25 protein-coding genes are annotated in these 25434 nt (G+C 73.8%); 16 read left to right on the forward strand and 9 right to left on the reverse strand.

The annotated features are described in order from the left end of the window. Nucleotides 1–83 precede the first annotated feature (83 nt). Nucleotides 84–2792, forward strand: a complete 2709-nt coding sequence (locus tag ADL05_RS10580; RefSeq protein WP_082376262.1) for a penicillin acylase family protein — start codon at nt 84–86, stop codon at nt 2790–2792. An 81-nt stretch (nt 2793–2873) separates the two neighbouring features. Here ADL05_RS10580 and ADL05_RS10585 read toward each other — a convergent pair whose 3' ends face one another. Next, nucleotides 2874–3764: an oxidoreductase gene (locus tag ADL05_RS10585; RefSeq protein WP_053616712.1), complete on the reverse strand. Its 891-nt coding sequence runs from the start codon at nt 3762–3764 to the stop codon at nt 2874–2876. Nucleotides 3765–3844: 80 nt separating this feature from the next. Between ADL05_RS10585 and ADL05_RS10590 the strand changes: the two genes are divergently transcribed. The 4 genes from ADL05_RS10590 to ADL05_RS10605 all read left to right on the forward strand — a co-directional run bounded on the left by ADL05_RS10590 (nt 3845) and on the right by ADL05_RS10605 (nt 8788). Then, nucleotides 3845–4429, forward strand: a complete 585-nt coding sequence (locus tag ADL05_RS10590) for a TetR/AcrR family transcriptional regulator (protein ID WP_053616849.1) — start codon at nt 3845–3847, stop codon at nt 4427–4429. A gap of 324 nt (nt 4430–4753) precedes the next feature. Next, a complete protein-coding gene (locus tag ADL05_RS10595) occupies nt 4754–6433 on the forward strand; it encodes a sensor histidine kinase (RefSeq protein ID WP_053616713.1) in 1680 nt (559 codons plus the stop codon). A 9-nt stretch (nt 6434–6442) separates the two neighbouring features. Then, nucleotides 6443–7132 (forward strand): response regulator transcription factor, encoded by a 690-nt coding sequence (locus ADL05_RS10600; protein WP_255351841.1) that lies wholly within the window; start codon nt 6443–6445, stop codon nt 7130–7132. A 369-nt stretch (nt 7133–7501) separates the two neighbouring features. After that, a complete protein-coding gene (locus ADL05_RS10605) occupies nt 7502–8788 on the forward strand; it encodes an acetylhydrolase (RefSeq protein ID WP_053616714.1) in 1287 nt (428 codons plus the stop codon). 66 nt (nt 8789–8854) lie between these two features. On the opposite strand, the gene ADL05_RS10610 is transcribed toward ADL05_RS10605, so the two are convergent. Together ADL05_RS10610 and ADL05_RS10615 are read right to left on the reverse strand one after the other, a co-directional pair. Further along, nucleotides 8855–9679 (reverse strand): ABC transporter permease, encoded by an 825-nt coding sequence (locus ADL05_RS10610; protein WP_231640692.1) that lies wholly within the window; start codon nt 9677–9679, stop codon nt 8855–8857. Then, nucleotides 9676–10602 (reverse strand): ATP-binding cassette domain-containing protein, encoded by a 927-nt coding sequence (locus ADL05_RS10615; protein ID WP_053616716.1) that lies wholly within the window; start codon nt 10600–10602, stop codon nt 9676–9678. Before ADL05_RS10615 ends, ADL05_RS10610 begins: the two co-directional genes overlap by 4 nt. A gap of 440 nt (nt 10603–11042) precedes the next feature. Between ADL05_RS10615 and ADL05_RS10620 the strand changes: the two genes are divergently transcribed. Beyond that, on the forward strand, nt 11043–11237 hold the full coding sequence (locus ADL05_RS10620) for a DUF1918 domain-containing protein (protein WP_053616717.1): 195 nt from the start codon (nt 11043–11045) through the stop codon (nt 11235–11237). Between the two features lie 150 nt (nt 11238–11387). Here the strand turns inward: ADL05_RS10620 and ADL05_RS10625 are convergent, their stop codons facing one another. Next, nucleotides 11388–11879 carry an FBP domain-containing protein gene (locus ADL05_RS10625; protein WP_053616718.1) on the reverse strand — a complete coding sequence of 164 codons (492 nt, stop codon included), beginning with the start codon at nt 11877–11879 and terminating at the stop codon, nt 11388–11390. Between the two features lie 226 nt (nt 11880–12105). Here ADL05_RS10625 and ADL05_RS10630 point away from each other — a divergent pair, with 226 nt between their 5' ends. The 4 genes from ADL05_RS10630 to ADL05_RS10640 are packed head-to-tail and all read left to right on the forward strand — an operon-like array spanning nt 12106 to nt 12955. Beyond that, nucleotides 12106–12306 (forward strand): hypothetical protein, encoded by a 201-nt coding sequence (locus ADL05_RS10630; protein WP_053616719.1) that lies wholly within the window; start codon nt 12106–12108, stop codon nt 12304–12306. Nucleotides 12307–12341: 35 nt separating this feature from the next. Beyond that, nucleotides 12342–12518 (forward strand): hypothetical protein, encoded by a 177-nt coding sequence (locus ADL05_RS30475; protein ID WP_156365798.1) that lies wholly within the window; start codon nt 12342–12344, stop codon nt 12516–12518. Between the two features lie 44 nt (nt 12519–12562). Beyond that, nucleotides 12563–12748 (forward strand): hypothetical protein, encoded by a 186-nt coding sequence (locus ADL05_RS10635; protein WP_053616720.1) that lies wholly within the window; start codon nt 12563–12565, stop codon nt 12746–12748. A gap of 24 nt (nt 12749–12772) precedes the next feature. After that, on the forward strand, nt 12773–12955 hold the full coding sequence (locus ADL05_RS10640) for a hypothetical protein (RefSeq protein ID WP_053616721.1): 183 nt from the start codon (nt 12773–12775) through the stop codon (nt 12953–12955). Nucleotides 12956–13156: 201 nt separating this feature from the next. On the opposite strand, the gene ADL05_RS10645 is transcribed toward ADL05_RS10640, so the two are convergent. Continuing rightward, nucleotides 13157–14935: an AfsR/SARP family transcriptional regulator gene (locus ADL05_RS10645; RefSeq protein ID WP_053616722.1), complete on the reverse strand. Its 1779-nt coding sequence runs from the start codon at nt 14933–14935 to the stop codon at nt 13157–13159. A 292-nt stretch (nt 14936–15227) separates the two neighbouring features. Between ADL05_RS10645 and ADL05_RS10650 the strand changes: the two genes are divergently transcribed. Continuing rightward, entirely contained in the window at nt 15228–15413 is a 186-nt protein-coding gene (locus ADL05_RS10650) for a hypothetical protein (RefSeq protein WP_053616723.1), read from the forward strand. On the opposite strand, the gene ADL05_RS10655 is transcribed toward ADL05_RS10650, so the two are convergent. The 3 genes from ADL05_RS10655 to ADL05_RS30480 all read right to left on the reverse strand — a co-directional run bounded on the left by ADL05_RS10655 (nt 15402) and on the right by ADL05_RS30480 (nt 17996). Then, nucleotides 15402–17177 (reverse strand): stealth family protein, encoded by a 1776-nt coding sequence (locus ADL05_RS10655; protein ID WP_053616724.1) that lies wholly within the window; start codon nt 17175–17177, stop codon nt 15402–15404. The genes ADL05_RS10650 and ADL05_RS10655 overlap by 12 nt on opposite strands. Nucleotides 17178–17528: 351 nt before the next feature. Next, a complete protein-coding gene (locus ADL05_RS10660) occupies nt 17529–17711 on the reverse strand; it encodes a hypothetical protein (RefSeq protein WP_053616725.1) in 183 nt (60 codons plus the stop codon). A gap of 117 nt (nt 17712–17828) precedes the next feature. Beyond that, the gene (locus ADL05_RS30480) at nt 17829–17996 is read right to left on the reverse strand and encodes a hypothetical protein (RefSeq protein ID WP_156365800.1); all 168 of its coding nucleotides are present in this window, start codon (nt 17994–17996) and stop codon (nt 17829–17831) included. Between the two features lie 338 nt (nt 17997–18334). Here ADL05_RS30480 and ADL05_RS10665 point away from each other — a divergent pair, with 338 nt between their 5' ends. The 5 genes from ADL05_RS10665 to ADL05_RS10680 all read left to right on the forward strand — a co-directional run bounded on the left by ADL05_RS10665 (nt 18335) and on the right by ADL05_RS10680 (nt 24272). Next, nucleotides 18335–19864 carry a DASS family sodium-coupled anion symporter gene (locus ADL05_RS10665; RefSeq protein ID WP_053616726.1) on the forward strand — a complete coding sequence of 510 codons (1530 nt, stop codon included), beginning with the start codon at nt 18335–18337 and terminating at the stop codon, nt 19862–19864. 119 nt (nt 19865–19983) lie between these two features. Further along, nucleotides 19984–20271 carry a SelT/SelW/SelH family protein gene (locus ADL05_RS10670; protein WP_053616727.1) on the forward strand — a complete coding sequence of 96 codons (288 nt, stop codon included), beginning with the start codon at nt 19984–19986 and terminating at the stop codon, nt 20269–20271. Nucleotides 20272–20542: 271 nt separating this feature from the next. Next, nucleotides 20543–20680: a hypothetical protein gene (locus ADL05_RS30485; protein WP_156365801.1), complete on the forward strand. Its 138-nt coding sequence runs from the start codon at nt 20543–20545 to the stop codon at nt 20678–20680. Then, nucleotides 20647–22536, forward strand: a complete 1890-nt coding sequence (locus tag ADL05_RS10675; RefSeq protein WP_082376263.1) for an ABC transporter ATP-binding protein — start codon at nt 20647–20649, stop codon at nt 22534–22536. Before ADL05_RS30485 ends, ADL05_RS10675 begins: the two co-directional genes overlap by 34 nt. Next, the gene (locus ADL05_RS10680) at nt 22533–24272 is read left to right on the forward strand and encodes an ABC transporter ATP-binding protein (protein ID WP_053616728.1); all 1740 of its coding nucleotides are present in this window, start codon (nt 22533–22535) and stop codon (nt 24270–24272) included. Before ADL05_RS10675 ends, ADL05_RS10680 begins: the two co-directional genes overlap by 4 nt. A 327-nt stretch (nt 24273–24599) precedes the next feature. Here the strand turns inward: ADL05_RS10680 and ADL05_RS10685 are convergent, their stop codons facing one another. Next, a complete protein-coding gene (locus tag ADL05_RS10685; protein WP_053616729.1) occupies nt 24600–25133 on the reverse strand; it encodes a hypothetical protein in 534 nt (177 codons plus the stop codon). Nucleotides 25134–25434 lie beyond the last annotated feature (301 nt).

Consider the following 25434-nt stretch of genomic DNA (forward strand, 5'->3'; position numbering starts at 1 on the left):
CCATACTGACCAGTTGGTAACAATTGCGTTCGGAGCCCGGAATCGCTGGAAGGTGTGAGTCGGGACACTCTAGAGTTCCCCGCATGAGTGGATTGCGGAAACATGTCCTCTTTCGTGTGCTTTTGGGGGCCATTGCAGTCGTTGTGGCGTTAGCTCTGGTGGGCACGCTCTTCGGTGTCTGGACCGTCCGGCGGTCCTTCCCCGAGACATCCGGGGAACTCGCGCTCCCCGGCCTGGAGTCGGCGGTCACCGTGCTCCGCGACGAACACGGCGTCGCGCACGTGTACGCGGACAACACCCACGACCTGTTCATGGCGCAGGGCTTCACCCACGCCCAGGACCGCTTCTGGGAGATGGACTTCCGCCGCCACGTCACGGCCGGGCGCACGGCCGAACTCTTCGGCCCGGACCAGGTCGACACCGACGCCTACCTGCGCACGATGGGCTGGCGCCACGTCGCCGAGCAGGAGTACGAGCTGCTCGACCCGGACACCCGGGACTACCTGGACTCCTACGCCATGGGGGTCAACGCCTGGCTCGACGAGCACGAGGGGGCCGAGGCCGGCCTGGAGTACGCCCTGCTCTCGGCGCTCAACGGCGGCCACACCATCGAGCCCTGGACCCCCGCGGACAGCCTCGCCTGGCTCAAGGCCATGGCCTGGGACCTGGGCGGCAACCTCCAGCAGGAGACCGAGCGCGCCCAGCTCCTGGCCGCCGGCCTGAGCGAGGAGCAGGTGGACGAGCTCTACCCCGCCTACCCCTTCGACGAGCACCGGCCGATCACCGACACCGACGAGCTGAACGGGATCGCGGCCGACGACGGCGCAGAGGAGGCCGGGGCCGAGAACGCCCGTGCCGACGAGCGGCGCGCGCCCCGCGAGGGACGGACGCCCCGAGCGCGGGCCGCCGAGCGGGATGCGGCACCGGACGCGCGCACCGCTGCGGACACGGGCTCCGCTGCGGACACGGACTCCGCTCCGGACACGGACTCCGCTGCGGACACGGACTCCGCTCCGGACCTGCCCGAGGCGGCCGTGCCCGCGCTCGCCGGTGTGGCCGAGGGGGCGGAACGGCTCCCCGACCTGCTCGGCCCCGGCGGACCGGACACCGGTTCCAACTCCTGGGTGGTGAGCGGCGACCACACCGAGAGCGGCCTCCCACTCCTCGCCAACGACCCCCACCTGGGCGCGTCCATGCCCTCCACCTGGTACCAGATCGGGCTGCACTGCACCGAGCTCACCGACGCCTGCCCGTTCGACGTCAGCGGGTTCAGCTTCTCCGGCCTGCCGGGCGTCATCATCGGGCAGAACGAGTCGATCGCCTGGGCCTTCACCAACCTCAACCCCGACGTGATGGACCTGTACGTCGAGCGGATCGACGGCGACGGGTACGTGGTCGACAACGAGGTCCGGCCCCTGGAGACGCGCGAGGAGACCATCGAGGTGGCGGGCGGGGACGACGTCGAGATCACCGTGCGCTCCACCCACCACGGCCCTCTGCTGTCGGACGCCGAGGCGGGCGCCGACCTGGCCGGGATCGCGGAGGACCCGGTCCTGGCCGAGGGGGACGGTGAAGGCGGCGGCGAGTACGCGGTCGCCCTGAGCTGGACCGCCCTGGAGCCCGGCACCACGGCCGACTCCATCTTCACGATGAACCGCGCCCGCGACTGGTCCGACTTCCGCACGGCGGCGAGCCGGTTCAGCGTCCCCGCGCAGAACCTCCTCTACGCCGACGACGAGGGCAATATCGGCTACCAGGCGCCCGGCCTCGTCCCCGTCCGAGGCGAGGGCGACGGCCGCTACCCGGCTCCCGGGTGGGACTCCGCCTACGACTGGGAGGAGTACATCCCCTTCGACGAGCTGCCGAGCGTGCACAACCCGGAGTCCGGCGTCATCGTCACCGCGAACCAGTCGGGTGTGGACGCCGACTACCCCTACTGGCTCACCGGCGACTGGGACTACGGCTACCGCGCCCAGCGCATCCACGACCGGCTGGACGAGGCGATCGCCGCCGGGCCGGTCACCGCCGACGACATGTCCGACATCCAGCTGGACTCCTTCCACGCCAGCGCGGAGGTCGTGACCCCCCACCTCCTCGGCGTGGAGGTGGACGGCACCGCCGGCCGCGCCCAGGACCTGCTGCGCGACTGGGACCTGCACACCGGCCCCGACTCCGCCGGAGCGGCGTTCTACCAGGCCACGTGGCGCCACCTGCTGCCCCTGCTCTTCGACGAGCTGGAGACGGTGGAGATGAGCGGCAGCTCCCGCGGGATGTACGTGGTGGGCGGACTGCTGGACGACCCCGACTCGGCGTGGTGGGACGGCGAGGAGGCCGACGGCCGTGACGAGGTGCTGGCCGCGGCGATGACCGCGGCGGCCGACGAGCTCACCGAGCTACTCGGCGACGACCCCGCCGACTGGCGCTGGGGCGACCTGCACACGCTCACGGCGACGCACGAGTCGTTCGGGACGTCGGGCATCGGCCCGGTGGAGTGGCTGTTCAACCGGGGCCCGGTCGAGAGCTCCGGCGGATCGTCCATCGTCAACGCGACCGGTTGGGTGCCGCACCAGGGGTACGGCATCACGGCGGTGCCGTCCATGCGCATGGTGGTGGACCTGTCCGACCGCGACGCCTCCACCTGGATCCACCTGACCGGGAACTCGGGGCACGCCTTCCATCCGAACTACGACGACCAGCTCCCGCTGTGGAGCGAGGGCCGGACCCTGCCGTTCGTGGTGTCGGAGGAGGCCGTCCGCGCGGCGGCGACGGACGAGCTGACCCTCACGCCGTAGGGCGGCGCCGACACGGCCGCCCGGTGCGCGCCCGGGTCCTCAGGGACCGGACGGCGCGCACCGGGCGGCCGAGCGCTCGGTTCAGTCCGGCTTCGCCCTGAGCGGGAAGGTCACCCCGGTGAGCCGCTCGGACAGGGTCCACAGGCGCTGGGCCGCGACGCCGTCCCAGGCGGCCTCGCTCCGACCGGCCAGGGCCGGAGCCCCGCGCTGGCCGCCCAGGTTCTTGGGACCGGCGTAGGCGGCGCCGGGCACGTCCTGCGTGGCGGCGTAGATCGTGGGCAGGGCGCCCGCGGCGGCGCTCTGCGCGAAGATCCTGTTCCCCACGGCCAGCAGACCGCGCTGGATGCGGCTGCTCGAATGCGACTGGAGCCTGGTGGCCGCGTAGCCGGGGTGGGACGCGGCGGCGAGGACGGGCGATCCCGCGTCCATCAGCCGGCGCTGGAGCTCCAGCGTGAACAGCATGTTGGCCAGTTTCGACTGCGCGTAGGCACGGTAGGGCGTGTAGCGGCCCACGAGGTCGACGTTGTCGAAGTCGATGCCCGGCGCCATGCGGTGCAGCGAGGAGGACACCGTGACCACCCGACCCGTGACGTGTTCCAGGAGCAGGTTGGTGAGCGCGAAGTGACCGAGGTGATTGGTTCCGAACTGGGTCTCGAACCCGTCCCTGGTCCTGGACTCGGGGATGGCCATCACACCGGCGTTGTTGATCAGCAGGTGGAGGTCGCCCTCCCACTCCTGCGCGAAGGCGCGGACCGAGGCGAGGTCGGCGAGGTCGAGCCGCCGCACCTCCGTCTCCCCGCGCACCGTGTCGGCCGCCTCGCGGCCCTTGTCCACGTCGCGCACCGCCATCACCACGCGCGCGCCCATGCCGGCCAGCATGCGCGTGGTCTCGACGCCCAGACCGCTGTTGGCTCCGGTCACGACCGCCGTGCGGCCGCTGAGATCGGGGAGGGTGACCGCGTCCATACTCATCCCGGAACACTAGGGCCACCCGGCCGGGCGGTCAACGACGACCATGCTGACGCCGCGGACGCCGGGCTATGCTGAACACCATGCCCGACCGCCCCTATCACCACGGTGACCTGCGCGCCGTCCTCCTCGCGAACGCCGAACGCGCGCTCGCCGAGCGGGGACCGGCGGCGCTGTCCCTGCGCGAGCTGGCGCGCGAGGCCGGGGTGAGCCACGCGGCGCCGAAGCGGCACTTCGAGGACAAGCAGGCCCTGCTCGACGCCCTCGCGCTCTCGGGGTTCGAGCGGCTCACCGGCCGGCTGGAGAAGGCCGCCGACACTCCGGGCACGATCCGCGACCGCGTCCAGGCGCTGGCCGCGGGCTACGTCGGGTTCACGCTCGACAACGAGGCCCTCATCGACCTGATGTACACCCGCAAGCACGACTCCGGGTCACCGGCGGAGATGGCCGAGGCCGTCTCGCGCCTGCTCACCACGGTGATGCGTCCCATCACCGAGGGCCAGGCGGCCGGGGAGATCATCGACGGCGACCCGTCCGTCATCGCGATGGGCGTCGCGGCCACACTCCACGGGTTCGCGGCGATCAAGGGCTCGGCGCCGCGCCCCTACGTCGAGTCGAGCCTGACCGGTGTGGTCGACCTGCTCCTGTTCGGCCTCGTCCCGCGCTGACCGGCGGTGCCACGGCGGGGCGGGCCGCACCGGTGGCCGGTGCAGGAAGCGCTACCCCTTTGTGCCTACCCGGCCGACGACGTCCCGGTGATGCGCGGACCGGCTCCGAAGGCGAGAATCCCGGCATGACCACACGTGGACGCGCCCCGGCGCCCGGACGCACGCGCCGCGCCGTCGCGGTGACGGCGTCCCCCGCCGGGCGCCGTGGCCCGGCGCGGGGTCGCGGAACCGATCAAGGACGTCAGGGACACGAGACGAGCCGCTCGTTCTGTCCGTTGGCAGCGGGTCACGGGACCGATCAGGGACATCAGGGACGCTGAGGGTATGCGCGAGATCCTGCGGCGGCGGGCGCACCTGCTCCCCGACCTCCTCCTGTGGGCGGTCCTGGCGGCTACGACCGTCCTCGACCTCCTCGACGGCGCGGCCTCCCCACCGGTCGCGGAGACGGCCGCGGCCCTGCTCTGCCTCACCGGGGCCCTCACCGTCGCCCGCCGCCACCCGGACGCCGCCGTCGCGATCGCGATGGCCTTCCCCCTGGGACAGCAGTTCGCCATCGCCATGGGACTGCTCGACGGCTTCGGCCTCGCCCCCCTGGCCACGGTCGCGGCCACGGCCTTCCTCTCCGGGCAGCGCTCGGCCCGGGTCCGCACGGTCGCCGCGATCACCCTGACGGCCGTGCTCGTGCTGCTCGGGCTGGTCGTGGCGGAGGCGGTGGTCGCCGGCCTCGACGTCCGCGACCTCCTCTCCCGGTTGGTGGACTGGGTCGGGGCCGCGATCATCGTGGTCGGGGTGGTGGTCGCGCCGTGGCTGTTCGGACGGTACCTGCCCTGGCACCGGCGGCTGTCCCGTGGCGGCTGGGAGGTCGCCGAGCGCATGGAGCGGGCGCGCGCCGCCGACGCCGACCGCGCCCGCCTGCGCGAACGCACGCGCATCGCCTCGCGGATGCACGACTCCCTCGGACACGACCTCGCCCTGATCGCCGTCCGCGCGGCCGCCCTGGAGATGGCGTCCACCGACACACCCGAGCAGCGGAGCGCCGCCGCCGAGTTGCGCGCGTCGGCGCACGCGGCCAACCTCCGGCTGCGCGAGATCATCGGTGTGCTGCGTGAGGAGACCGAGGTGCCCGCGGCCGAACCGGTGGCCGACCTGGTCCAGCGCGCGACGGACGCGGGCATGGCGATCCGGCTGCTGCGGGAGGGGCCCGATCCGGATCCCGCCGACCCGGGCGGCCAGGCCGTCCACCGCGTGGTCCAGGAGGGTCTGACCAACGCGGCCAGGTACGCCCCGGGCACCGAGGTGTCGGTCACCGTCGTCCGGTCGGCGGGCCGCACCCGGATCGACGTCGAGGACACCGGCCCCGCCGGGGAGGGACCCGTCGCCGTTCCGGGGAGCGGGGGGACCGGGAGCTCGGGGCTCGCCGCGCTCCGCGCGCGGGTGGAGGGGCTCGGCGGCACGTTCCGGGCGGGCGGGACCGACCGGGGATTCGCGGTCCACGCGGTCGTCCCCGACTCGACCGACAGCGCCGCCCCAGCTCGGGAGGTCGGGGACCCGGGGGTCGGGGCGGGGGCGGCGGGCACCAAGGGGCCGGGCGCCGCCTCCGCGGAGGAAGAGGGCGAGCCCACCGAGACACGGCGCGCCCTCGACGAGGTCCGGGGGCGGGCCCGGCGCTCGCTGGCCACGGCTCTGGCCGTCCCCCTGGGACTGGCCGCCGTGCTGACCGCCCTCGGCTTCGCGCTGCTGTGGTGGGTGAGCGCCAACTCGGACCTGCCGGCCGAGGACTACGACCGCCTGTCCGTGGGCGACGCCCGCGAGGACGTCGAGCGGGTCCTGCCGCTGTTCGCCTACCCCGAGCGGTCCGTCGACCCCCTGCCGCCCGCACCGCCCGGCGCCGAGTGCCGGTTCTACCTGGTGGACCACGAGGGCGGCCTGCCGCCCGTGTACCGGCTGTGCTTCGCCGACGGCGTCCTCACGGACAAGGGCGAGTTCCGCCGGATCGACCGTTAGGCTGACCGCGTGCGCGAACCGGACGGTACCCAGGTCCCGCTGCGAGTGGTCCTCGCCGACGACGAGGCGATGATGCGGGCGGGGATCCGCGCGATCCTCACCGCCGTGCCCGGCCTGGAGGTCGTGGGTGAGGCAGGGGACGGGGCCGCCGCCGTCGACCTGGTCGCCGAACTGCGCCCGGACATCGCCCTGCTCGACGTGCAGATGCCGGGGACCGACGGACTGGCCGCGACCGAGGCCATCACGGCGCGCCACCCGGGCACGGCCGTCGTCATCCTCACCACGTTCTCCGAGGACGCCTACATCGCCCGGGCGCTCGCCGGCGGCGCGAGCGGGTTCGTGCTCAAATCCGGTGACCCCACGCATCTGGTGACCGGCCTGCGCTCGGTCGCCGAAGGAGGCGCGTACCTGTCCCCGGAGATCGCGCGGCGGGTGATCGACGAACTCGGCGCCTCCGGGCCGCGCCTGTCCCGGGGCACGGCCGCACGCGAGCGGGTCGCCGCGCTCTCCGGCCGCGAACGCGAGGTGCTGGCCCTGGTCGGCGAGGGCTGGTCCAACGACCAGATCGCCCGCCGTCTGGCGATCGCCCCGGGCACGGTGAAGGTGCACGTGGGGTCCATCCTCGCCCGTCTGGACGTGCACAACCGGGTGCAGGCGGCCGTGCTCGCCTACGAGGCCGGACTCGTGGGCGGCTCCTGAGCGCACCCGCCCCACTGTTCACCCCGGCATCACCGACACCTCCCGCCCCGGCACCCACGCCCGTCCGGCACCACCAATACCTCCCTCCCCGGCACCGGGCTCCGTCCCCGTGGACACACAGCGCGATCGACTCCTGTTCCGGCACCCGCGCCCGTCCCGCCCACAGCTCCAGCCCCACCAGACCCCGCGCCACGATCGGCGCTCGCCCGGCACCCACGCCCGTCCGGCACCACCGCCGCTCCGAGCCCGGCACCGGGCTCCGCCCCCGTGAACGCGCCGACGACCGCTCCCCCGCTACCCCGATGTGCCTAGCCGGTCGCCGTCGTCCTGGCGATGTGCCGGACGGCCGCCACGCGTGAGGATTCCGGCATGGTCACCCGAAACCGCACGCCCACGCGTCGCGCCGCCTACGCCAGCGCCGCCCTCGTCCTGTCCACCGCCTGTGCCGTCCCGGCCGCGGTCGCGGCCGTCACCGATCCCGGGAGCGTCGTCCTCACCCCGCCCGCACCGACCGGTCCGCACGGGGTCGGCCGGACCGAACTCCACCTCGTCGACCCCGACCGGGGCCACCCCTGGGTGGAGGGCGCCACGGAACGCGACGTCATGGTCAGCCTCTGGTACCCGGCCGAGCCGGACGGGGACGACGAACGCGCCCCCTACACCTCCCCGGCCGCGGGCTCGGCGCTGGCGTCCGGCCTCGAACAGGTCGGACTGCCGCGCTCGGCGGTGGACCTCGCCTCGTCGCGCTCCCACGCGTTCGCCGAGGCGGACGCCGACCCGGACGCGGGACCGTTCCCCGTCGTGCTGTTCTCGCCCGGGTTCGGGGTGTCGCGCTTCCTCAACACCGCCAACGCCGAGGAGCTGGCCTCGCAGGGGTACGTCGTGGCGGCCATCGACCACCCCTACGAGCCCGACGCGGTGGACCTGCCGGACGGCCGGGTGCTGCGCTCGCGGGTCCCGAACGGGGAGACCCCCGCGTACCGGGACGCCATCGCGACCCGGGTGGCCGACACGCGGCTGGTCCTGGACGCCCTGGACGAGCTCGCCGCGGGCGGAGCGCCCCAGGCGGGCGGTGGCTCCCCGCCGGACGGGTTGGCGGAGTCCCTGGACACGTCCCGCACGGGCATGTTCGGCCACTCCGCCGGTGGGCTGACCACGGCGGAGATCATGCTGGTGGACGATCGTGTGGACGCGGGCCTGGACCTCGACGGGAGCCTGGCCTACCACGTGGGGAACGGGGCCTGGGCGGACGCCACGACCCGCGGAGCCGACCGGCCGTTCGCGCTCCTCATGGCCGGGACGTCGAGCGCGCGGAACCTGCCGCACACCAGCGCCCACCACGAGGACCTGCGCCTGTTCCGGGCGGCCTCCACCGGCCCCGTGCTGGAGCTGATCATGGCGGAGGGCGAGCACATGAGCCTCATGGACTACCAGTGGGTGCTCCCGGCCATCGAGGAGGGGCGCGGGACCGACCACCGCACGTGGAGGGAGGCGGTCGCGGAGTCGGTCGGCACCGTCGATCCGGCCGCGTCGACCGCCGCCCAGCGGGCCTACGTCACCGCGTTCTTCGACGCCCACCTGCGTGACGAGGAGGAGCCGCTCCTGGAGGGCCCCTCCGACGAGTACCCCGGGATCGCGTTCGTCGACGCGCCCTGACGGCCGCGGCGACGGGCGCGGGGCCCGGACGCTCCTGGCGTCTCGGGCCCCGCCGTCCACTCCCGCTCAGACGTCGCGCACGCGCAGCTCCGCCAGGGCGACGATCTGGGCGGCCGCGGCCCACCCCGCGACGGTGGCGACGTTGACCGCCCCGTCGTGCGGCGAGGTGTAGAAGCCGACGTCTCCCCCGGCGTAGAACTCGATCCCGGCCAGGCCCGGCAGCAGGGCCGCGAGGTCGTCCAGGGCCCGTACCCCCGACAGCTGCATGACCAACGGCACGCCCAGCAGGAGCAGGAACCCCACGGTGATCGTGCCCGCCGTCCCCCGCAGGGCCGTGCCGAGTCCCACGAACAGCACCGCGAACAGCGCCATGCACACCCCGGCACTCACCCCGGTCGTCAGGAGATCCAGGAGGTCGATGTCCACGTACCCGCCGAGGAACACGGCCAGCACGGCCACCCCCGCCGCCGTCGCTCCCAGGCCCATGACGAACGCGAGCCCCGCGGTCACCACGGACCGGGCTGCCAGCAGCCGTCCGCGCCGGGGCGTCCACAGCAGGGTGCTGGTGACACTGCCGTTGCCGAACTCGCCCGTGGCGGCCAGTGCGGCCAGGGTCAGCACCGTGAACTGCACGATGTAGAAGTGCCCCTGTGACAGGAGCTGGACGAACGAGGACGAGTCCGCCTCGACCGCGTTCTCCGTGATCCGCGACAGCGAGGAGAGGCCCATCATCGCCGCGAACGCGGCCAGGCCCAGGACCGCCGCTCCCACGCACCACCACGTCGACCGCAGCGACGCCTGCCGCACCCCTTCCGCGGCGACCTCCCGCCCGAACGCCACCGGCCCGGCCGCCGCGGCCACACCCCCGCCTCCCGTGCTCGCGCCCCTCATGCCGCCGACTCCCTTCCGTGCGCGCCGAACTCGACGGTCTCGTCGGTCAGCTCCAGGTACGCCTCTTCCAGCGAGGCCTCGGCGACACGCAGTCCGTGCACCCGGGCGCCCGCCTCATGGGCGTGGTCGCCGACCGCCTCCGCGGTCAGTCCGAACACCCGCAGCCCTCCGTCGCCGTCGTCCTCCACCCGCACCGGCGGTCCCAGCCGCGCCAACCGGGCGCCCAGCGCCCCGGCCTGCGGGCTGCGCACCCGCACGTGCGTCCGCGACCACGCCGCGATCACCTCGCCCAGCGGCGCGTCGGCGATGAGCCGCCCGCGGCCCACGACCACCAGGTGGTCGGCGACCAGCTCCATCTCGCTCATCAGGTGGCTGGAGACGAACACCGTGCGCCCCTCGTCGGCCAGCCGCCGCGCCAGGCCGCGCATCCAGCGCACCCCGTCGAGGTCCAGCCCGTTGACCGGTTCGTCGAACAGCAGCGTGCCCGGATCGCCCAGCAGGGCGTCGGCGACACCGAGCCGCCGGCGCATGCCGAGCGAGTAGCCGCCCACCCGCCGTCCGGCCGCCTCCGTCAGTCCGACCTCGTCCAGGACCTCGTCCACGCGACCGCGCGCGACCCCGGTGACCAGGGCCTTGGCCACGAGGTGGGCCCGCCCCGTACGGCCGGGATGGGCGGCCCGCGAGCCGAGCAGGGCACCCGCCTCCCGGGCGGGCACCGCCAGCCGCGCGTACTCCCGGCCGTTGACCAGCGCCTCGCCCGAGGACGGGCGGGCCAGGCCGAGCAGCAGTCGCATCGTGGTGGACTTGCCCGCCCCGTTGGGGCCCAGGAAGCCCGTCACCCGCCCCGGCTCGACGGTGAAGGTCAGGTCGTCGACGGCGGTCCTCCCGCCGTAGCGCTTGGTCAGCGCGGTTACCGTCAGCACGGTCGCCCCTCTCGTGGAGTCGTCGTGCGCACCACGCTAGAAAGCCCGGCCACCAGGGGCATCGGAGCTTCGGAAGGGCCCTGCTACCCCCTTGTGCCTACTCCCCGGTCTCCCGGGAACGGGTCTTCGGACTGCTCGACGAGCTGGAGGTGGCCGCCGACCCCGCTGGGCACAGGGACCTGGTGTCCGACCTGGACCCCCAGGACGGGCTGACGGACCGCTTCGCGGCGTTCACGGCCCCGTGGTTCGAGCGTCGGTGACGCTCGGGCGGCTGATCCCGCCCGCGTGCGCTGCCGGGGATTCGGCACGAGAAGAGCCGCGCCTTTCCTCCCGCTGTGCGGTGACACGCCCCAAATGCCCTCGGTTTCGGCAGGTCAACGATCCGGGTACGTCCCCGATAGGCCGGCACGAGGGACCGGCGGCGTCGAACGGGGGACAGTATGCGGGCGTCGATCGGGGACTATGTCCACACCCACGGGGTCGCGAGCAGCGACGGCCAGCACAGCGGAAGGATCGTGGAGGTGAAGGGCGCCGACAACGGTCCGCCGTACGTGGTCCGCTTCCCGGACGGGGAGGAACGGCTCATCTACCCGGGGCCGCACACCGTGGTGGAGCCCCGCTTCCCGGCGGACTAGCGCGCACCGAACACCTGGCTCCGGGCGGGGGCCCGGAGGCCGCGGCGGCGGGGCGGTGGGGACAGGGGTCCCGACCGTCCGGCCGCGACGTGACCGGCGGCGTCACGGGCACGGGTCCGGGCGCCGCCTGTCGCCGTACACGTCGGGCACTCACGCCGACAGCCGCGCGATGAACCCCTCCAGGTTGTGCGTCGCCCGCGCGATCTTCTCCTCCACGGTCAGCGACTCCTCGAACCGGCCGCCGGGCTCGGGCTCCCTCAACCCGCGCACGTACAGCGAACACCCGAAGTCGGTGCACATGCGCAGGCCGATCGAGTTGCCGTCGCGCCCGGCCTTGCCCGCCTTCGGCGCGACCATCAGCATCACGCCCTGGCCGGGGTGGGTGGTCAGGCACACGGAGCACATGCTGCGGCGGAACCCGTCCCGCCCGTTCGCCAGCCGGAACGCCACCCCCACCAGCCCCTCCTCGCGTTCGACGACGAGGTATGCGCGCTCGTGCGCGGTGTGGTCGCGCCAGCCGAGGAAGTCCAGGTCCTCCCACGGGCTCTCGGCGAGGTCGCGCGGCAGCGCCAGGCGCTTGGCCTCCCCCTTGGAACAGTTCACGAAGGACGCACGGATCTCACGCTCGGTCACGGGTCTCATTCCGGCGACGCTAACAGCGCCTCAGGACCCCGGGCAAAGGATTAACGCCCCTGGCCAACGCGTCGGCCCGTGCGCCGCCGTCGGCTCCACCAGTGCGTGTACGCCACCTGTATCGGGCGTGTACGAGGGCTGTCGGCCCGCTCCCTAGCGTGGCACCGACCGCCGGACGACCCCGGCGGCCCCGCAGTCGGACCACGGCGCCACCGTGGTCCAGAAGGGAAGCCCCATGATCGACCGCATCGGATCGCTCGGTGACCGCCTCCTCGCCCGCGTGGCGCCCAGGGTCCGGGCCCGGGCCGCCGGCTCCTGGGCCTGCTGGACCGAGCGCACGAACCACGACGGGCGCGCCGTCTGCCGGCGCTGCTGCATCGACACCTCCGCCCCGGGTGCTCCCATCTGCGGCTACTGGTCCGTCAACAACTGCTGACGGGCTGCCACGCCGCACCGACCCGAGGAGACCCCGTGTTCCACCGCATCGCCACGATCAGCGACCGCCTCCTCGCCCTCGTCGCCCCCAGGACGAGTGCGGGCGCCACCGCCTGCTGGCGGGAGTCCATTGCCGCCGCCAACGTGTGCCGCACGTGCTGCAACGTCGGCGGCGCCGTCGGCGTCCAGTGCACCCGCTGGGTGGTCTGCTGACCGCGTCACCGCCCGCCCCCGACCCACAACCGGAAGGACCCCCCATGATCGACCGAATCGGAACCCTCGGCGACCGCCTCCTCGCCCGCGTCGTCCCCACGACCCGGGCCACCGCCTCCACATTCTTCTGCCGGTGGGAGGGCTGCGGCGGAAACGCCCGCCTCCAGAAGAAGTGCTGCTACGTCGCCGGCGTCGGCCAGGTGTCCTGCACCTCCTGCCGGTTGACCTGACCGCCCCGACTCCGAGGAGTCCCCATGATCGACCGAATCGGAGGCCTCGGCGACCGGCTGCTCGCGGCCATCGTCCCCCGGGCCCGCGCCGGTGCCGCCTCCTGCCGGTACGAGAGGTGCGGCAGCCCGTGCCACTCGCGCTACTGCTGCTACATCAGCGGCCTGCCCGAGTACGCCCGCTGCGGCAGCTGCCTCTACAGATGCTGATCCCCTCCGCCACCTGACCGGCGCCCCCTGCCCCGGGCCGTCCACGACCGCCACCGGGGCACGGATCGCCCGCGGGGTCCCGGCGGGCCCGCCGCCCGCCGGACACCGCGCCCGGTGTCGTCCCGCGCCGACACCCCCCTCGTTGGCCCCGGCCACCGCGGCCCCGCGCCGGCCCCGCGCCGGACCCGCCGCGCCCGTGTCCTAGAGCGTGAGGACGGCGGGGGATCTGCGGTCCGCCCTCCGGGGCTCCGGGACCCGGGGCACGGCCTCGGCCGCGTAGATCCGCAACAGCCCCGGCACCGTGTAGCGCAGCTCGCCCGTCGGCTCCAGCAGGCGGGCCTCCGCCAGGCGCCCCAGGGCCGCGATGGCGGTGTTGGCGTCCGTCTCCAGCTGGGACGCGGCACCGGCCGGACCGATCTCCCGCAGGTCGGAGCGCCCCAGGAGCCGGAACAGGGCGGCGGCCCGCCGGTCCCCCGCGTCGGCGCTGTCGCGCAGCGGGAGGTAGGCGGAGTCCAGGGCCGCCCGCAGGGAACGGTCTCCGCAGCTCAACACGTCCAGTCGGTGCCGGGGGTCGGCCAGCAGCCGCGCGAACGCCGGCAGCGGCCACTCACGCCGCGTGGCCATCCTGGTGCCCGCCAGCCACAGGGCCAGGGGCTGGCGGTCGCACAGCTCCGCGACCCGAAGGGCGTCCGACCGCTCCGCCGCCACCCGTTCGGGCCCGCAGAGCGCGGCCAGCAGTTCGACCGCCTCGTCGCTGGTCAGCGGGTCCAGGCCGACGTGGACGGCTCCGCCCAGGGTGACGCATCGGCGGCGGCTGGTGACCAGCGTCGCGGCCCCGGGCCAGGTCGCCACGAGCGGTCGGGCCTGTGCCTCGTCGGCCGCGTTGTCCAGCACGACCAGGACCCGCTCTCCGCCGCTCCGGGCCCGCCGCCACGTGTCGTACTGGCCGGTGCGCTCCGATCCGTCGGCGTCGGCGAGATCGATGTGCAGGCATCCGTCGGGGAAGCGGTCGGCCATCCGCGCGGCGGCCTCCAGCGCGAGCGCGGACTTGCCGCTGCCCACAGGGCCGTCGATCGCGGCGACGGGGGCGTGCCCGCCCGGTTCCAGGGCTCGTTCCAGCGCGTCGAGTGCCGCGTGCCGGCCCACGAACGGGGTCGGGGGCGCGGGGACGGCACGGCAGGCGGCGTGCTCCGGGACGCGGCCGGGCGCGTACTCGTCCAGGGACGGATCGCGGTGCAGGATCGCGGCGTGCAGCTGGACCAGCTCGGAGCCGGGTTCCACGCCCAGGTGCAGGGACAGGGCCCGCCGGGCGGCGTGGTAGGCGTCCAGGGCGGCGGAGGTCTCGCCGGTCCGGTAGAGGGCGAGCATGAGGTCGTGCCACACCCGTTCGCGGACCGGGTCCTCGGCCGCCAGGGCGCGCAGGTCGGCGACCAGTTCGACGTCGGCGCCCAGGGCGAGCCGGGCGTGCGCGAGGTCCTCGGCCGCGCTGCGCCGCTGCTCGTCGAGCGCGTCCAGGCGGGCGCCGAGTTCCGGTCCGCGCGGCACGTCCTCGGCCGCGGCCCCCCGCCACAGGTCCAGGGCGCGGACCAGGGCGGGCACCGCCGCGGCCGGATCGCCGTCGGCCAGGGCCCGTCGGCCGCGCCGGTGCAGTTCGGCGAAGGCGAGGGAGTCGAGTTCGTGGGGGCACACGCGCAGCATGTAGCCGGGGCTGCTCGCGACCAGGCGTGCCCGGTCGGCCGAGCAGACGGCGGGCGGCAGTCGGCGGCGCAGCAGGTTGGCGTAGGTGCGCAGGTTGGCGACGGCGGAGCGGGGCGGGTGCTCCTCCCACAGGGCCGCCATGAGGCGCGGCAGGGGCACCACCTGGTTGGGCTGGAGTGCCAGCGCGGTCAGGAGTGTGCGCAGCTTGGGCGGGCCGGGTGAGGAGTCGTCGGGGTCATCGAGCAGGCGGACGGGACCGAGCAGGCCGAGGAGGAGCCCCATGGCACCTTCCAGGGTAGGACGCGCTGGCGAGCCTCGGGTCATGTCGACAGTCGGCGCGATACTTCTTCTATGGGAGCGCTCCCGGAACGTTACATCGGGGCTTTTTCGACGTCAACGCCAGTTCCGTGACCTCGTCGTGACACTGCGCATCCCGCCCGCCGCCCACCTCCGCCGACGCCCGCCCCACTCGGCTCAGCCCGCCCCTCGACCGACACCTCCGACCCGGCCCGCGCGCCGGCCCCGGGTGCGCCCCCACGGGGCCGGGCCGGGCCCCGCGAAGGCCCGGTGCCCCATGGCGATGCGCTGGCGGGAACTCCTCACCGAGGTGGCGCGGCGCCACACCGCCGAGCCCACGGCCGTGAGCGCCTTCGCCTCCGCCGCCGACGGCCTGTGCGCGCGCGTCCTCCTGGGCGGGGAGACGCCGACCGTCGGAGACGTCGACGCCGTCCTGCGCCACATCCTGCGCTCAGGCGGATGAGCCGGCCCGCTCCCAGGGGGCGGGGAAGGGGAAGCGCGACTCCAGGAACGCGCGCACCATGCGGCCGACCTCCTCCTGGCGCTCGGGCGGGGTGTCGAAGTCGTTCAGGCACAGGAAGTCGTAGCGCGCCGCCTCGTCCGGCTCCGCGAGGGCGGTGAGCCGTTCGCCGGCGCCCTCGGCGCCGATGTCGACGTACCGCCCGCGGTACTCCCCCGGTACACCGCGCCCGGTGAGCAGCGCGTAGTGGTGGTAGAGCGTCGTGACCGGCGCCACGTCGGCGGGATCGCGAAAGCGCGACCGCGCCGTGCGCTCCAGCTCCTCCGGGTAGCGCTCCGCCAGCTCGCGGTGCACTGACCTGAGCTGCGCCGTCGGTACGTGCTTGGTCTTGTGCGCGATGTAGGCGCCGAACGACTCCTGGAGCAGGGCGCGTGCGTTCTTGCCCGCCCAGTTGGGCGCCGCCTCCTCCAGGATCGGCTCGCCCACGCCGATCTGGTGCGGCGAGAACGCCAGCCGGGCGATGCCGTTCGGGTGGAAGAAGTGCTCCGCGCCGACCGGCGCCGTGACGAACATGTCGTCGTTGAGGTAGAGGAAGTGCTCCGACAGTGCCTCGATGCGGTGCAGCTGCGACTCGATGGCACGGGAGCTGAAGACGGGGAGGGCGCCGGGGTCGGCGAAGACGTCGCGGTGGTCGACGAGGGTGACCCCCTCGGCCCGCGTGTCCAGCCAGCTCGGGGTCTGGCCGTCGGTGACGACGTAGACGTGCCGGACGAAGGGCGCGTACATGCGCAGTGAGCGCAGGGAGTACTTCAGTTCGTCGTGGTCGGTGTAGCGGGAGTCGTTGGCCGCGTGCGAGGCCAGACCGGACCGGCCCTCGCGGTACCGGGCGCGCTTGGCGGCGTGCTCGGGGTCGGCGCCGTCGACCCAGGTGTACACGGCGTCGATCGGGAAGCCCACCTCGTCGGAACGCTGGTGGGAGAAGGGCTCGTAGGTCGGGTGGTGGCGCTCCCGCACGGCCACGGTGGCGTGCTTGCGGCACTCGTCGGGCAGCACGTCGGCGACGCGGTTGGGCCGCGGCGCCACGAGGGCGCCGGCCAGCGCGTCGTCGGGAACGCGCACCCGCAGCCGCCGGCGCGCCTCCTCCGGATCGGATCCGGCGAGGACCGCCTCGCCGTCCCGCCAGAACTCGACGTCGCAGCCGTACTCGGGCCCCGCGAGGCAGCGGCCGTCGGGGGTCAGCAGGTGCTCGGCGAAGCGGATGACCAATCCGGACTTGATCCGCGCGTCCAGTGCGCCGTCCACGTAGGCCGAGCTGACCGCCACCACTCCGCCGGGGCCGGGTTTGACCGCGTACACGGCGCTGACGCGGTAGGCCTCGCGCATGGCGTCGAGCAGGCCCTTCCTGTCCCGGCGGTGGACGCCCACGACGTGCCGCAGCGGGGAGCGGCCGGGGACGAGGAAGTAGTCGATGCCCTCGCCCTCCAGGACGTCGGTGACCAGCCGCAGGTTGTGGGCGGAGGCGTCGGCGGCCGTGAAGTCGTCCACCGTGCGCCCGATCAGGTCCGCCGCCGACGAGCCGTCGGCGGTGAAGGCGCGCAGGGCGGGGTCGTCGGCCAGCAGGGCGGCGCGGCGCTCCGCGATCCTGGCCAGGCGCCGTTCCTCGGCCGCCTGGGCCGCGGCCTCCCTGCGGCGCTCCTCGGCGCGGGCGCGCGCGGACGGGGTCATGAGGCGTTCACCGACGCGGCTGAGGCGTGCCGCCAGAGACATGGACAGCCTTTCGCTGAAGCGGATCGGCGGGCACAGCCACCGGACCTGAACGGACGTGCCGGACACACAAAGGGCACACGAACAGGACAAATGGGACCCGTGACGGGATGACGCATACCGGCCAAGGTGATGCGATCATGACATTTCCGTCATCGGGTCGTATCGCACTGTCACCCGGGGCTCCTACGCCTCACCCAGGGTGGCGGCATGCGTGATGAGCGCGTGCGGGGGTGACAGGAGAGCCAGGATCCGGCCTCCCTTGAAGCTACCCCCTGCTCCGGCGGCAACGTCCCAGGCTGTGCGGCGGCTGACCACTGCCGCACCCGGTCGCCGGGGCAGCGGCCAGGGCGCTCACTCCGGCCGCGGAGGGCCGCTCGTGCCGCGTACGACCATGCTGGGCGTGAGGACCACGGGTTCGTGCACGGCGTCGGGGGCGCGACCCAGCCGGTCGACGACCAGGACGAGGGCACGGCGCGCCTGCTCGGCGGCGTCGCCCGCCGCCGCGCGCGGGACGACCCGCGTACGGGCGCTCACCGGGAGGGGTCCGCGACCGGATACCTCCTCAGGCGTGCGCGGGTCCGTGGGCCGTGTCCGTCGTGACCGCCACGGGAGCCGGTCTTCACTTCGCGCGCGGTCTTGTGGCCGGACCCGTCAGGCGACGAGCAGGACGAGGAGGGCGCTGGCCCCGAGCACGAACACGCACAGCGCGAAGGCCGTCCACACCTTGGCCCGCAGGCGCACGGTGTCGTCCGTGTCGAACTCGTCGAACGCACCGGTCAGACTGCGGCCGAGGTCTCCCCCGGCGGATCTCTCGCTCATGTCGCCCTCTCCGCGCCGCCGTCGGTCTCCGGCCCGATCATGCCATCCCCGCGCACTCCTCGCGAGGGAACGGGGCGACGCTCGTGGGCCCGACCCCCAGGACCCGCGACGATCACGCGGAGAACAGCGCACATCACCCAGAGTCTCCCAATGTCAAGGGAATCCCAACTCTTCCCCGTGAAATTGCGTGCTCCGGAGCACAGTGACCACCATCACTCACACCAAGGAGAAACATTCGGGAAACCCCGGGGCAACAGCGTCGTCGTCGCCGGTTTCCCTCCGGGAGCCGGGCACCGTCCAGCCCGTTCTCCCCGTCCCCCTCGAAGGAGGAGACCGACATGGCGACCTCGAAAGCCCGCGGCAGAGCGGGTCTGCCCGCCCTCACCACCGAACAGGCGGCCCGGCCCGAACCCGGCCGCGCCAAGATCATCGGCCTGGTCCTCGGCCCCGTCCTCGGACTGCTGCTCTTCGCGGTCCTGCCGGAGTCACTGGGAACCGGCGGGAGGATCACCGCCGGTGTCGCGGTGCTCATGGCCGTCTGGTGGGCGACCGAGGCCATCCCCATCCCGGTCACCGCGCTGCTGCCGATGGTGCTGTTCCCCGCGCTGCTGCCCGAGGTCGGCATCTCCGACGTGGCGCCCTCCTACGGCGCCGACGTCATCTTCCTGTTCATGGGCGGGTTCATGCTCGCCCTGGCCATGCAGAAGTGGAACCTGCACAAGCGCATGGCCCTGGGCATCGTCGCGGCCGTCGGGTCCAGCCCCGTCCGGCTGATCGGCGGGTTCATGCTCGCCACCGGGTTCATCACCATGTGGGTGAGCAACACCGCCTCCGCGATCATGATGCTGCCCGTGGGCGTCTCCGTCGTCGGACTGGTCACGCAGCTGCGCGGCGGCAAGAAGGACGCGAACTTCGCGACCGCGCTCATGCTGGGCATCGCCTACTCCGCGTCGATCGGTTCGGTCGCCACCCTCATCGGCACCCCGCCCAACGCGCTCATGGTCGGCTTCCTCGCGGAGAACTACGACATCACCGTCGGCTTCGGCCAGTGGATGATGGTCGGCGTCCCGCTCGCGGCGTCGTTCCTCCTCATCTCCTGGGTCGTCCTCACCCGCTTCGTCTTCCCGCCCGAGACGAAGAAGCTGGAGGGCGCCCAGGACCTCATTCGCGAGCAGATCAAGGACATGGGCCCGGTGAGCCGCGGCGAGAAGCTGGTCGCCACGGTGTTCGCCCTGGCCGCGTGCTCGTGGATCGTCGTCCCCCTGCTGAACCGGAACGAGGCGGTCGCCGAGGCCGTGCCCTTCCTGGGCAGCGTCTCGGACTCGGTCATCGCGATCACCGTCGCCATCGCGCTGTTCCTCATCCCGGTCGGCAAGGGCGAGCGCCTGCTCGACTGGGAGACGGCGGTCCGCCTCCCGTGGGGGATCCTGCTCCTGTTCGGCGGCGGCATCGCCCTGTCGAAGCAGTTCGGCGACACCGGGCTGAGCGAGTGGATCGGCGTGCAGGTCGGCGTCCTGGACGGCGTCCCCACGTGGGTCGTCGTGCTCGTCATCACGGCCATGGTCCTGCTGCTCACCGAACTCACCAGCAACACCGCGACCACGGCCACGTTCCTCCCGGTCGTCGCGGGCATCGCCCTCGGCATGGACCTGCCGGTGATGACGCTGGTCGTCCCCGCCGTGCTGGCCGCCTCGATGGCCTTCATGCTGCCGGTCGCGACGCCGCCGAACGCGGTGGTGTTCGGCTCCGGCGAGGTCAAGATCGGGCAGATGCTGCGCGGCGGGATCTGGCTCAACCTCATCGCGGTCTTCATGGTCATGTTCACCATGTACGCCTTCGCCGGATGGGCGTTCGGGATCGCCCTCTGACCCTCTGACCTCCGGCCTCCCCCGGAGAAGCCCCGGTCTCACTCCGCCGGGGTCACGGCGGCCTCGCGGTCCACTCCCCCGCGAGGCCGCCGATTCCCGTGCCGTGCCATGCTGGGGCCATGACCTTGGAGTACAAGCGGCCGCGGCTGGAGATCGAGTACTGCACGCAGTGCCGGTGGCTCCCCCGGGCCACCTGGATGGCGCAGGAACTGCTGACGACGTTCGAGAAGGAGCTGGGCGAGGTCGCGCTCGTCCCCGGCACCGGCGGAGTGTTCGAGGTCCGGCTCGACGGGGAGAGCGTGTGGTCGCGCACGAGCGACGCCGCGTTCACCGACGCCGCCGAACTCAAGCGCCTGGTGCGCGACCGCGTCGCCCCGGACCGGAAGCTCGGCCACTCCGAACGCTGACCCCCGCGCCCCGCACCGGCCGTGCCGCGGTCCGGTGACGTCTTCGGGGGACCCTCTCTTGAGCAGAGCGCCCCCACTCTCGGTGTGAGCCGGGGGCGCACCGTCCGGCCACGTGACGCACTCCGGGCCGCACAGGATGCCTCGTGCATGAAGGCAGGCCCGACCCGAGTTCCTGCCCAGGGATCCCCCTGGTCTCGACCTGGGGCGAGTTGCCTCCTTAGGCAAGCCTTGCTTTACTGGGCGCCGCCGTATCGACACGAGGAGGACCTCCATGCGCATCGCGATGTCCGGTCGCCAGACCGGAGGGCGCCGACGCGTGCGCACCGACGGAGGGGCCGAGCTCGCCACCAGCGAGTACTTCCGCCGCATGGGCAGATGCCTCACACCGCACTCCCGGCCCAGCGCGTGAGCGCCTCGGCGAACGGCAGCGGTTCCACCGACAGGAGCGAGCCCGACGAGTCGGGTCAGCCCGAGACGGCACGCGACTCCGAAGGGGCACGCGGATCCGCGGGAGCACCCGGGTCCCAGGAGTCCGGTGGATCCGCGAGGGCATCCGGGACCCAGGAGTCCCGCGGGGCCAGCGGGGTCGGCGGGACCGGCGGGACCGTTCTGCGCGGGGCCGTCGCGGGCCAGCGCGGACGGGTGGCCGCGGCCTCCGTGCTCGGCTCGGGGCACCAGGCGGGCGAGGCGCTCGTCCCCGTCATCATCGGCGTGGTGATCGACCTCGCCGTGGCCACCGGCTCCCCGCGCGCCCTGGCCATGTGGCTGGCGGTGCTCGGCGGCACGTTCGTCCTGCTGTCGTTCAGCTACCGGTTCGCGGCCCGCATCGCCGAGCGCGCCTCGGAACAGTCCGCCCACGAACTACGGCTCCGGCTGACGCGGCGGGTCCTGGACCCCCGGGGCGGCGCCGAGCGCGACCGGCTGCCCGGCGCCCTGACCAACATCGCCTCCGGGGACGCCGAACGGGTCGGGACGGCCGTGGGCCTCCTGGCCCTCGGGATCGCCTCGATCGCCGGATTGGCGGTCAGCGCCGCCGCGCTGCTCCGGATCTCGGTACCGCTGGGGCTGCTGGTGCTCCTGGGCACTCCCCCACTGCTCTACCTCGCCCACCTGGTGAGTCGGCCGCTGGCCCGGCGCAGCGAGGGCGAGCAGGACCGGGCGGCCCAGGCCTCCGGCACCGCCGCCGACCTCGTCGCGGGCCTGCGCGTACTCAAGGGCCTGGGCGCGGAGAACGCCGCGTCCGAGCGCTACCGCGCCACCAGCCGCGCCTCCCTCCTCTCCGCGCTGCGCGCCTCCCGTGCCCAGGCCGGGCACGACGGCGCCGTGCTCGCCCTGACCGGCGGGTTCATCGCGGCCGTGGCCCTGGCCGGGGCGGTGCTGGCCATGCGCGGCGAGGTCAGCATCGGCGGTCTGGTCGCCGCCGTCGGCCTGGCGCAGTTCCTGCACGGCCCGTTCCGCTTGCTCGCCTTCGTCAACGGCGTGTTCGCCCAGGCGCGGGCCTCCTCCCAGCGCATCGCCGACGTTCTGGAATCCCCCTGGGCGGTCCCCGACGGCAGCGCGGCACTGCCGCCCGAGCCCGCCGGGGAGCTGCGCCTGGACGGGGTCCGGTCCCGGTCTTTGCGCGGCGTCGACGCCCGCATCGGCTCCGGCCGCCTGGTCGGCGTGGTGGCCCCGGACCCGGCGGCCGCCGCCGACCTTCTCGCCTGCCTGGCGCGCGACACCGACCCCGAGGAGGGCTCGATCGAGGTGGACGGCGTGGACGTGGCCAAGCTCGCCCTGGACGACCTGCGTCGGGCGGTGCTCGTGGCCGAGCACGACGCCGCCCTGTTCGAGGCGTCCCTGTCCGACAACGTGGCCGCCGCCGCCCGGGGGCCGATCGACCGCGCCCTGGAGGCGGCGACCGCCGACGAGGTCGCCGAGGCGCTGCCTGACGGGCGGGAGACCCGGCTCGCCGAGCGCGGGCGCTCGCTCTCCGGCGGCCAGCGCCAGCGGGTGGCGCTCGCCCGGGCACTGGCGGCCGACCCGCCCGTGCTCGTCCTGCACGACCCCACCACCGCCGTCGACACCGTGACCGAGGCCCGGGTGGCCGAGCGCCTGGCCCGCCTGCGGCGGGGTCGCACGACGGTGCTGGTCACCACGAGCCCCGCCCTGCTGGACACCGCCGACACCGTCCTGTTCCTGGACGGGGGAACCGTGGCCGCCGAGGGCAGGCACGCGGACCTGGCCCGCACGTACGAGACCTACCGCGAAGCGGTGTTCGCATGACCCTGCTGCCCACCGCCGAGTCCCGCCGCGTCCGGCGGGCCGTCGCCGATCTCGTCATGGCCCACAAGGGCACCGCCGCCTGGGCGCTGGTGACCCTGGTGGGCGCGACCGCCGTCGGGCTGGGCACCGCGCCGGTGCTCGGCCACATCGTCGACCTCGTCGCGGACGGCCGTGAACCCTCCTCCCTCGCCGTCCCGGTCGCGCTACTGCTGGCCATCGCCGCCCTGAGCGGTCTGGGCCACGCCCTGGGCGTGGCCGGTGTGGCCCGACTCGGTGAAAGCGTGGTGGCCGACCTGCGCGAGCGGTTCGTCGCGCGTGCCCTGCGGCTGCCGTTGGAGCGGGTGGAGCTGGCGGGGTCGGGCGACCTGACCTCGCGGGTGACGGGCGACGTCACGGTCGTGACCCGCGCGGTGCGCGACGCCTTCCCGCGGCTCGCCCAGGCGCTGTTCACCATCGTGCTCACCCTGGGCGCGCTGGCGCTGCTGGACTGGCGGTTCCTGGCGGCCGTGCTGCTGGCCGTGCCCGTGCAGACGTACTCGCTGCGCCGGTACCTGAAGCTGGCGGCCCCGGTCTACGACGAGCACCGCCGGGCGGTCGGCGTGCGCCAGCACCGGCTGCTCGACACCATCAGCGGCGCCCGGACCGTCCGCGCGTTCGGCCTGGCCGACGAGCACACGCGACGGGTGGGCGACGCCTCGCAGCGGGCCGCCGACCTGGCCGTGGCCGGATTGCGGCTCGCCACCCGCCTGTTCTCACTGCTCAACCTGGCCGAGTTCATCGGCCTGGCGGGGGTGCTGATCACGGGGTACTGGCTCGTGGGCCAGGACATGGCGACCATCGGCACGGCCACGGCTGCGGCGCTGTACTTCCACAACCTCTTCAACCCGATCAACACGGCCATCGGACTCGCCGACGAGGCACAGAAGGCGCGGGCCGCGCTGGCCCGGATGATCGGCGTGTGCGACCTGCCCGCCGAGGAGGAGTCCGACGACCACCCCGCGCCGGACGGTTCGCTGTCCCTGACCGGTGTGGGACACGCCTACCGCCCGGGCCTGCCGGTGCTGTCCGACGTCGACCTTGAGGTCGCCCCGGGTGAACGCGTCGCGCTGGTGGGCGCGAGCGGTGCGGGCAAGTCCACCCTGGCCAAGCTCGTCGCGGGGATCCACCCGGCCGCCGAGGGCTCGCTGCGCGTGGGCGGGCTCGACCTCGCCGTCACGGGCCCCATCGCGGCGCGCCACGCGGTGACCCTGATCAGCCAGGAGGTGCACGTCTTCGCGGGGCCGCTGGCCGACGACCTGCGGCTGGCCCGCCCGGACGCCACCGACGAGGAGTTGGGCGCCGCCCTGGAGACCGTGGGCGCGCTCGACTGGGTGAGGGCCCTGCCGGAGGGCACGGCCACGGTGGTGGGCACCGGCGGGCACAAGCTCACCGCGGCCCAGGCCCAGCAGGTCGCCCTGGCCCGCCTGGTCCTGGCCGACCGTCCGATCGCGGTGCTGGACGAGGCGACCGCCGACGCGGGCAGCGCCGGCGCCCGCCGGCTGGAGGTGGCGGCCACCCGCGCCCTGGAGGGCCGCACGGGACTGGTCGTCGCCCACCGCCTCACCCAGGTGGCGGAGGCCGACCGGGTGGTGGTGCTGGAGGGAGGCCGCGTGGTCGAGTCGGGCCCGCACGAGGAGCTGGTGCGGGCGGAGGGCCCGTACGCGGAGCTGTGGAAGGCCTGGTCGGCACGCCGCTGAACCAGGCCGCACCCCATCCCGCGTGTGCGGGGAGCAGCGTCCTCGATCGTCTCCGTGGCCTGCAAGAGCGTGGAGAGTCCATCCCCGCGTGCGCGTGGAGCATGCCGACACCCTGGCCGAAGATCCGGCGCAGCAGGGTCCATCCCCGCGTGCGCGTGGAGCATGGGTGCAGCGCCCCACCCCGGTCAACGCCCCGGGGATCATCCCCGTGCGCGTGGAGCACCTACTGACCTGCGGTCCTGTTGCGGGCGAAGGTCCCGTGCCCGTGCGTGAACGCAGGGCCCCGGCCCGATGCGTGCGCACCGGCCGGGGCCGTCGTCGTGGGACCTATTCGACCTCGGCGGTGATGGACTCCTCCAGGCCGAACAGCTCCTCCATGGTCACGCTGCTGACCTCTACCTCGCCGACGACCGCGATCTGGCCGCTCGCCCGCTGGCCGGGCTGGACCGTCACCGCGTCGATCGGGTCGATGTCCGCGAACAGGCTGTCGCTCCAGTCCGAGACGACCGTCCCGTCGGCCAGCTCGACCGTGAAGTAGACGGGGTTGACCTCGATGCTCTCCTCGGAGTCGTTGACGATCTCGATGTCGATGGCGGTGTACACCGTGTCGTCGATGGTGTCGCCGACGGTCCCCGCGTCGGAGGCGGTCATGGTGACACCGGATGACTCCTCGGCCGGTTCGTCCTCGACGGGCTCTTCGGCGGGCTCCTCCTCCGCCTCGCTGCTGGAGGAGGTGGACGGGGTGGCGGTGTCAGTGGAGTCGCCCGACAGGGCGGCCATGCACCCACCGATGATCGCGAGGAAGACGAGGACGCCGAGGCATCCGCCGCACCCCAGTCCGATCTTCGCGCCGGTGGACATGCCTTGCTTCGGAGGCTGGGGAGGGACGCCGTAGGGCGGCTGCGGAGGACCTCCGGGGTACCCGGGGTTCTGGGGGTAGGACACGGTGATGCTCCGGTCTGTGCTTGGGCGGAGCGGGAGCCGCGGGCGATGCCGTGCCGTGAACGGGGGCGCGGCCGGTGGGGAGACCGTAACCGCTCGGGGGCGGGCGCCGCTGGCGATTGCGGAAATGAGCGCCAATGAGCGACATCGGGCAGCGAGCGACGCAGAACGCACGACCCGTCGGTGGTCCCGGCCGCCCCACCGGCCTGGTCACGGTCTC

This window comes from Nocardiopsis sp. NRRL B-16309 (assembly GCF_001279585.1).
Classification (GTDB): domain Bacteria; phylum Actinomycetota; class Actinomycetes; order Streptosporangiales; family Streptosporangiaceae; genus Nocardiopsis.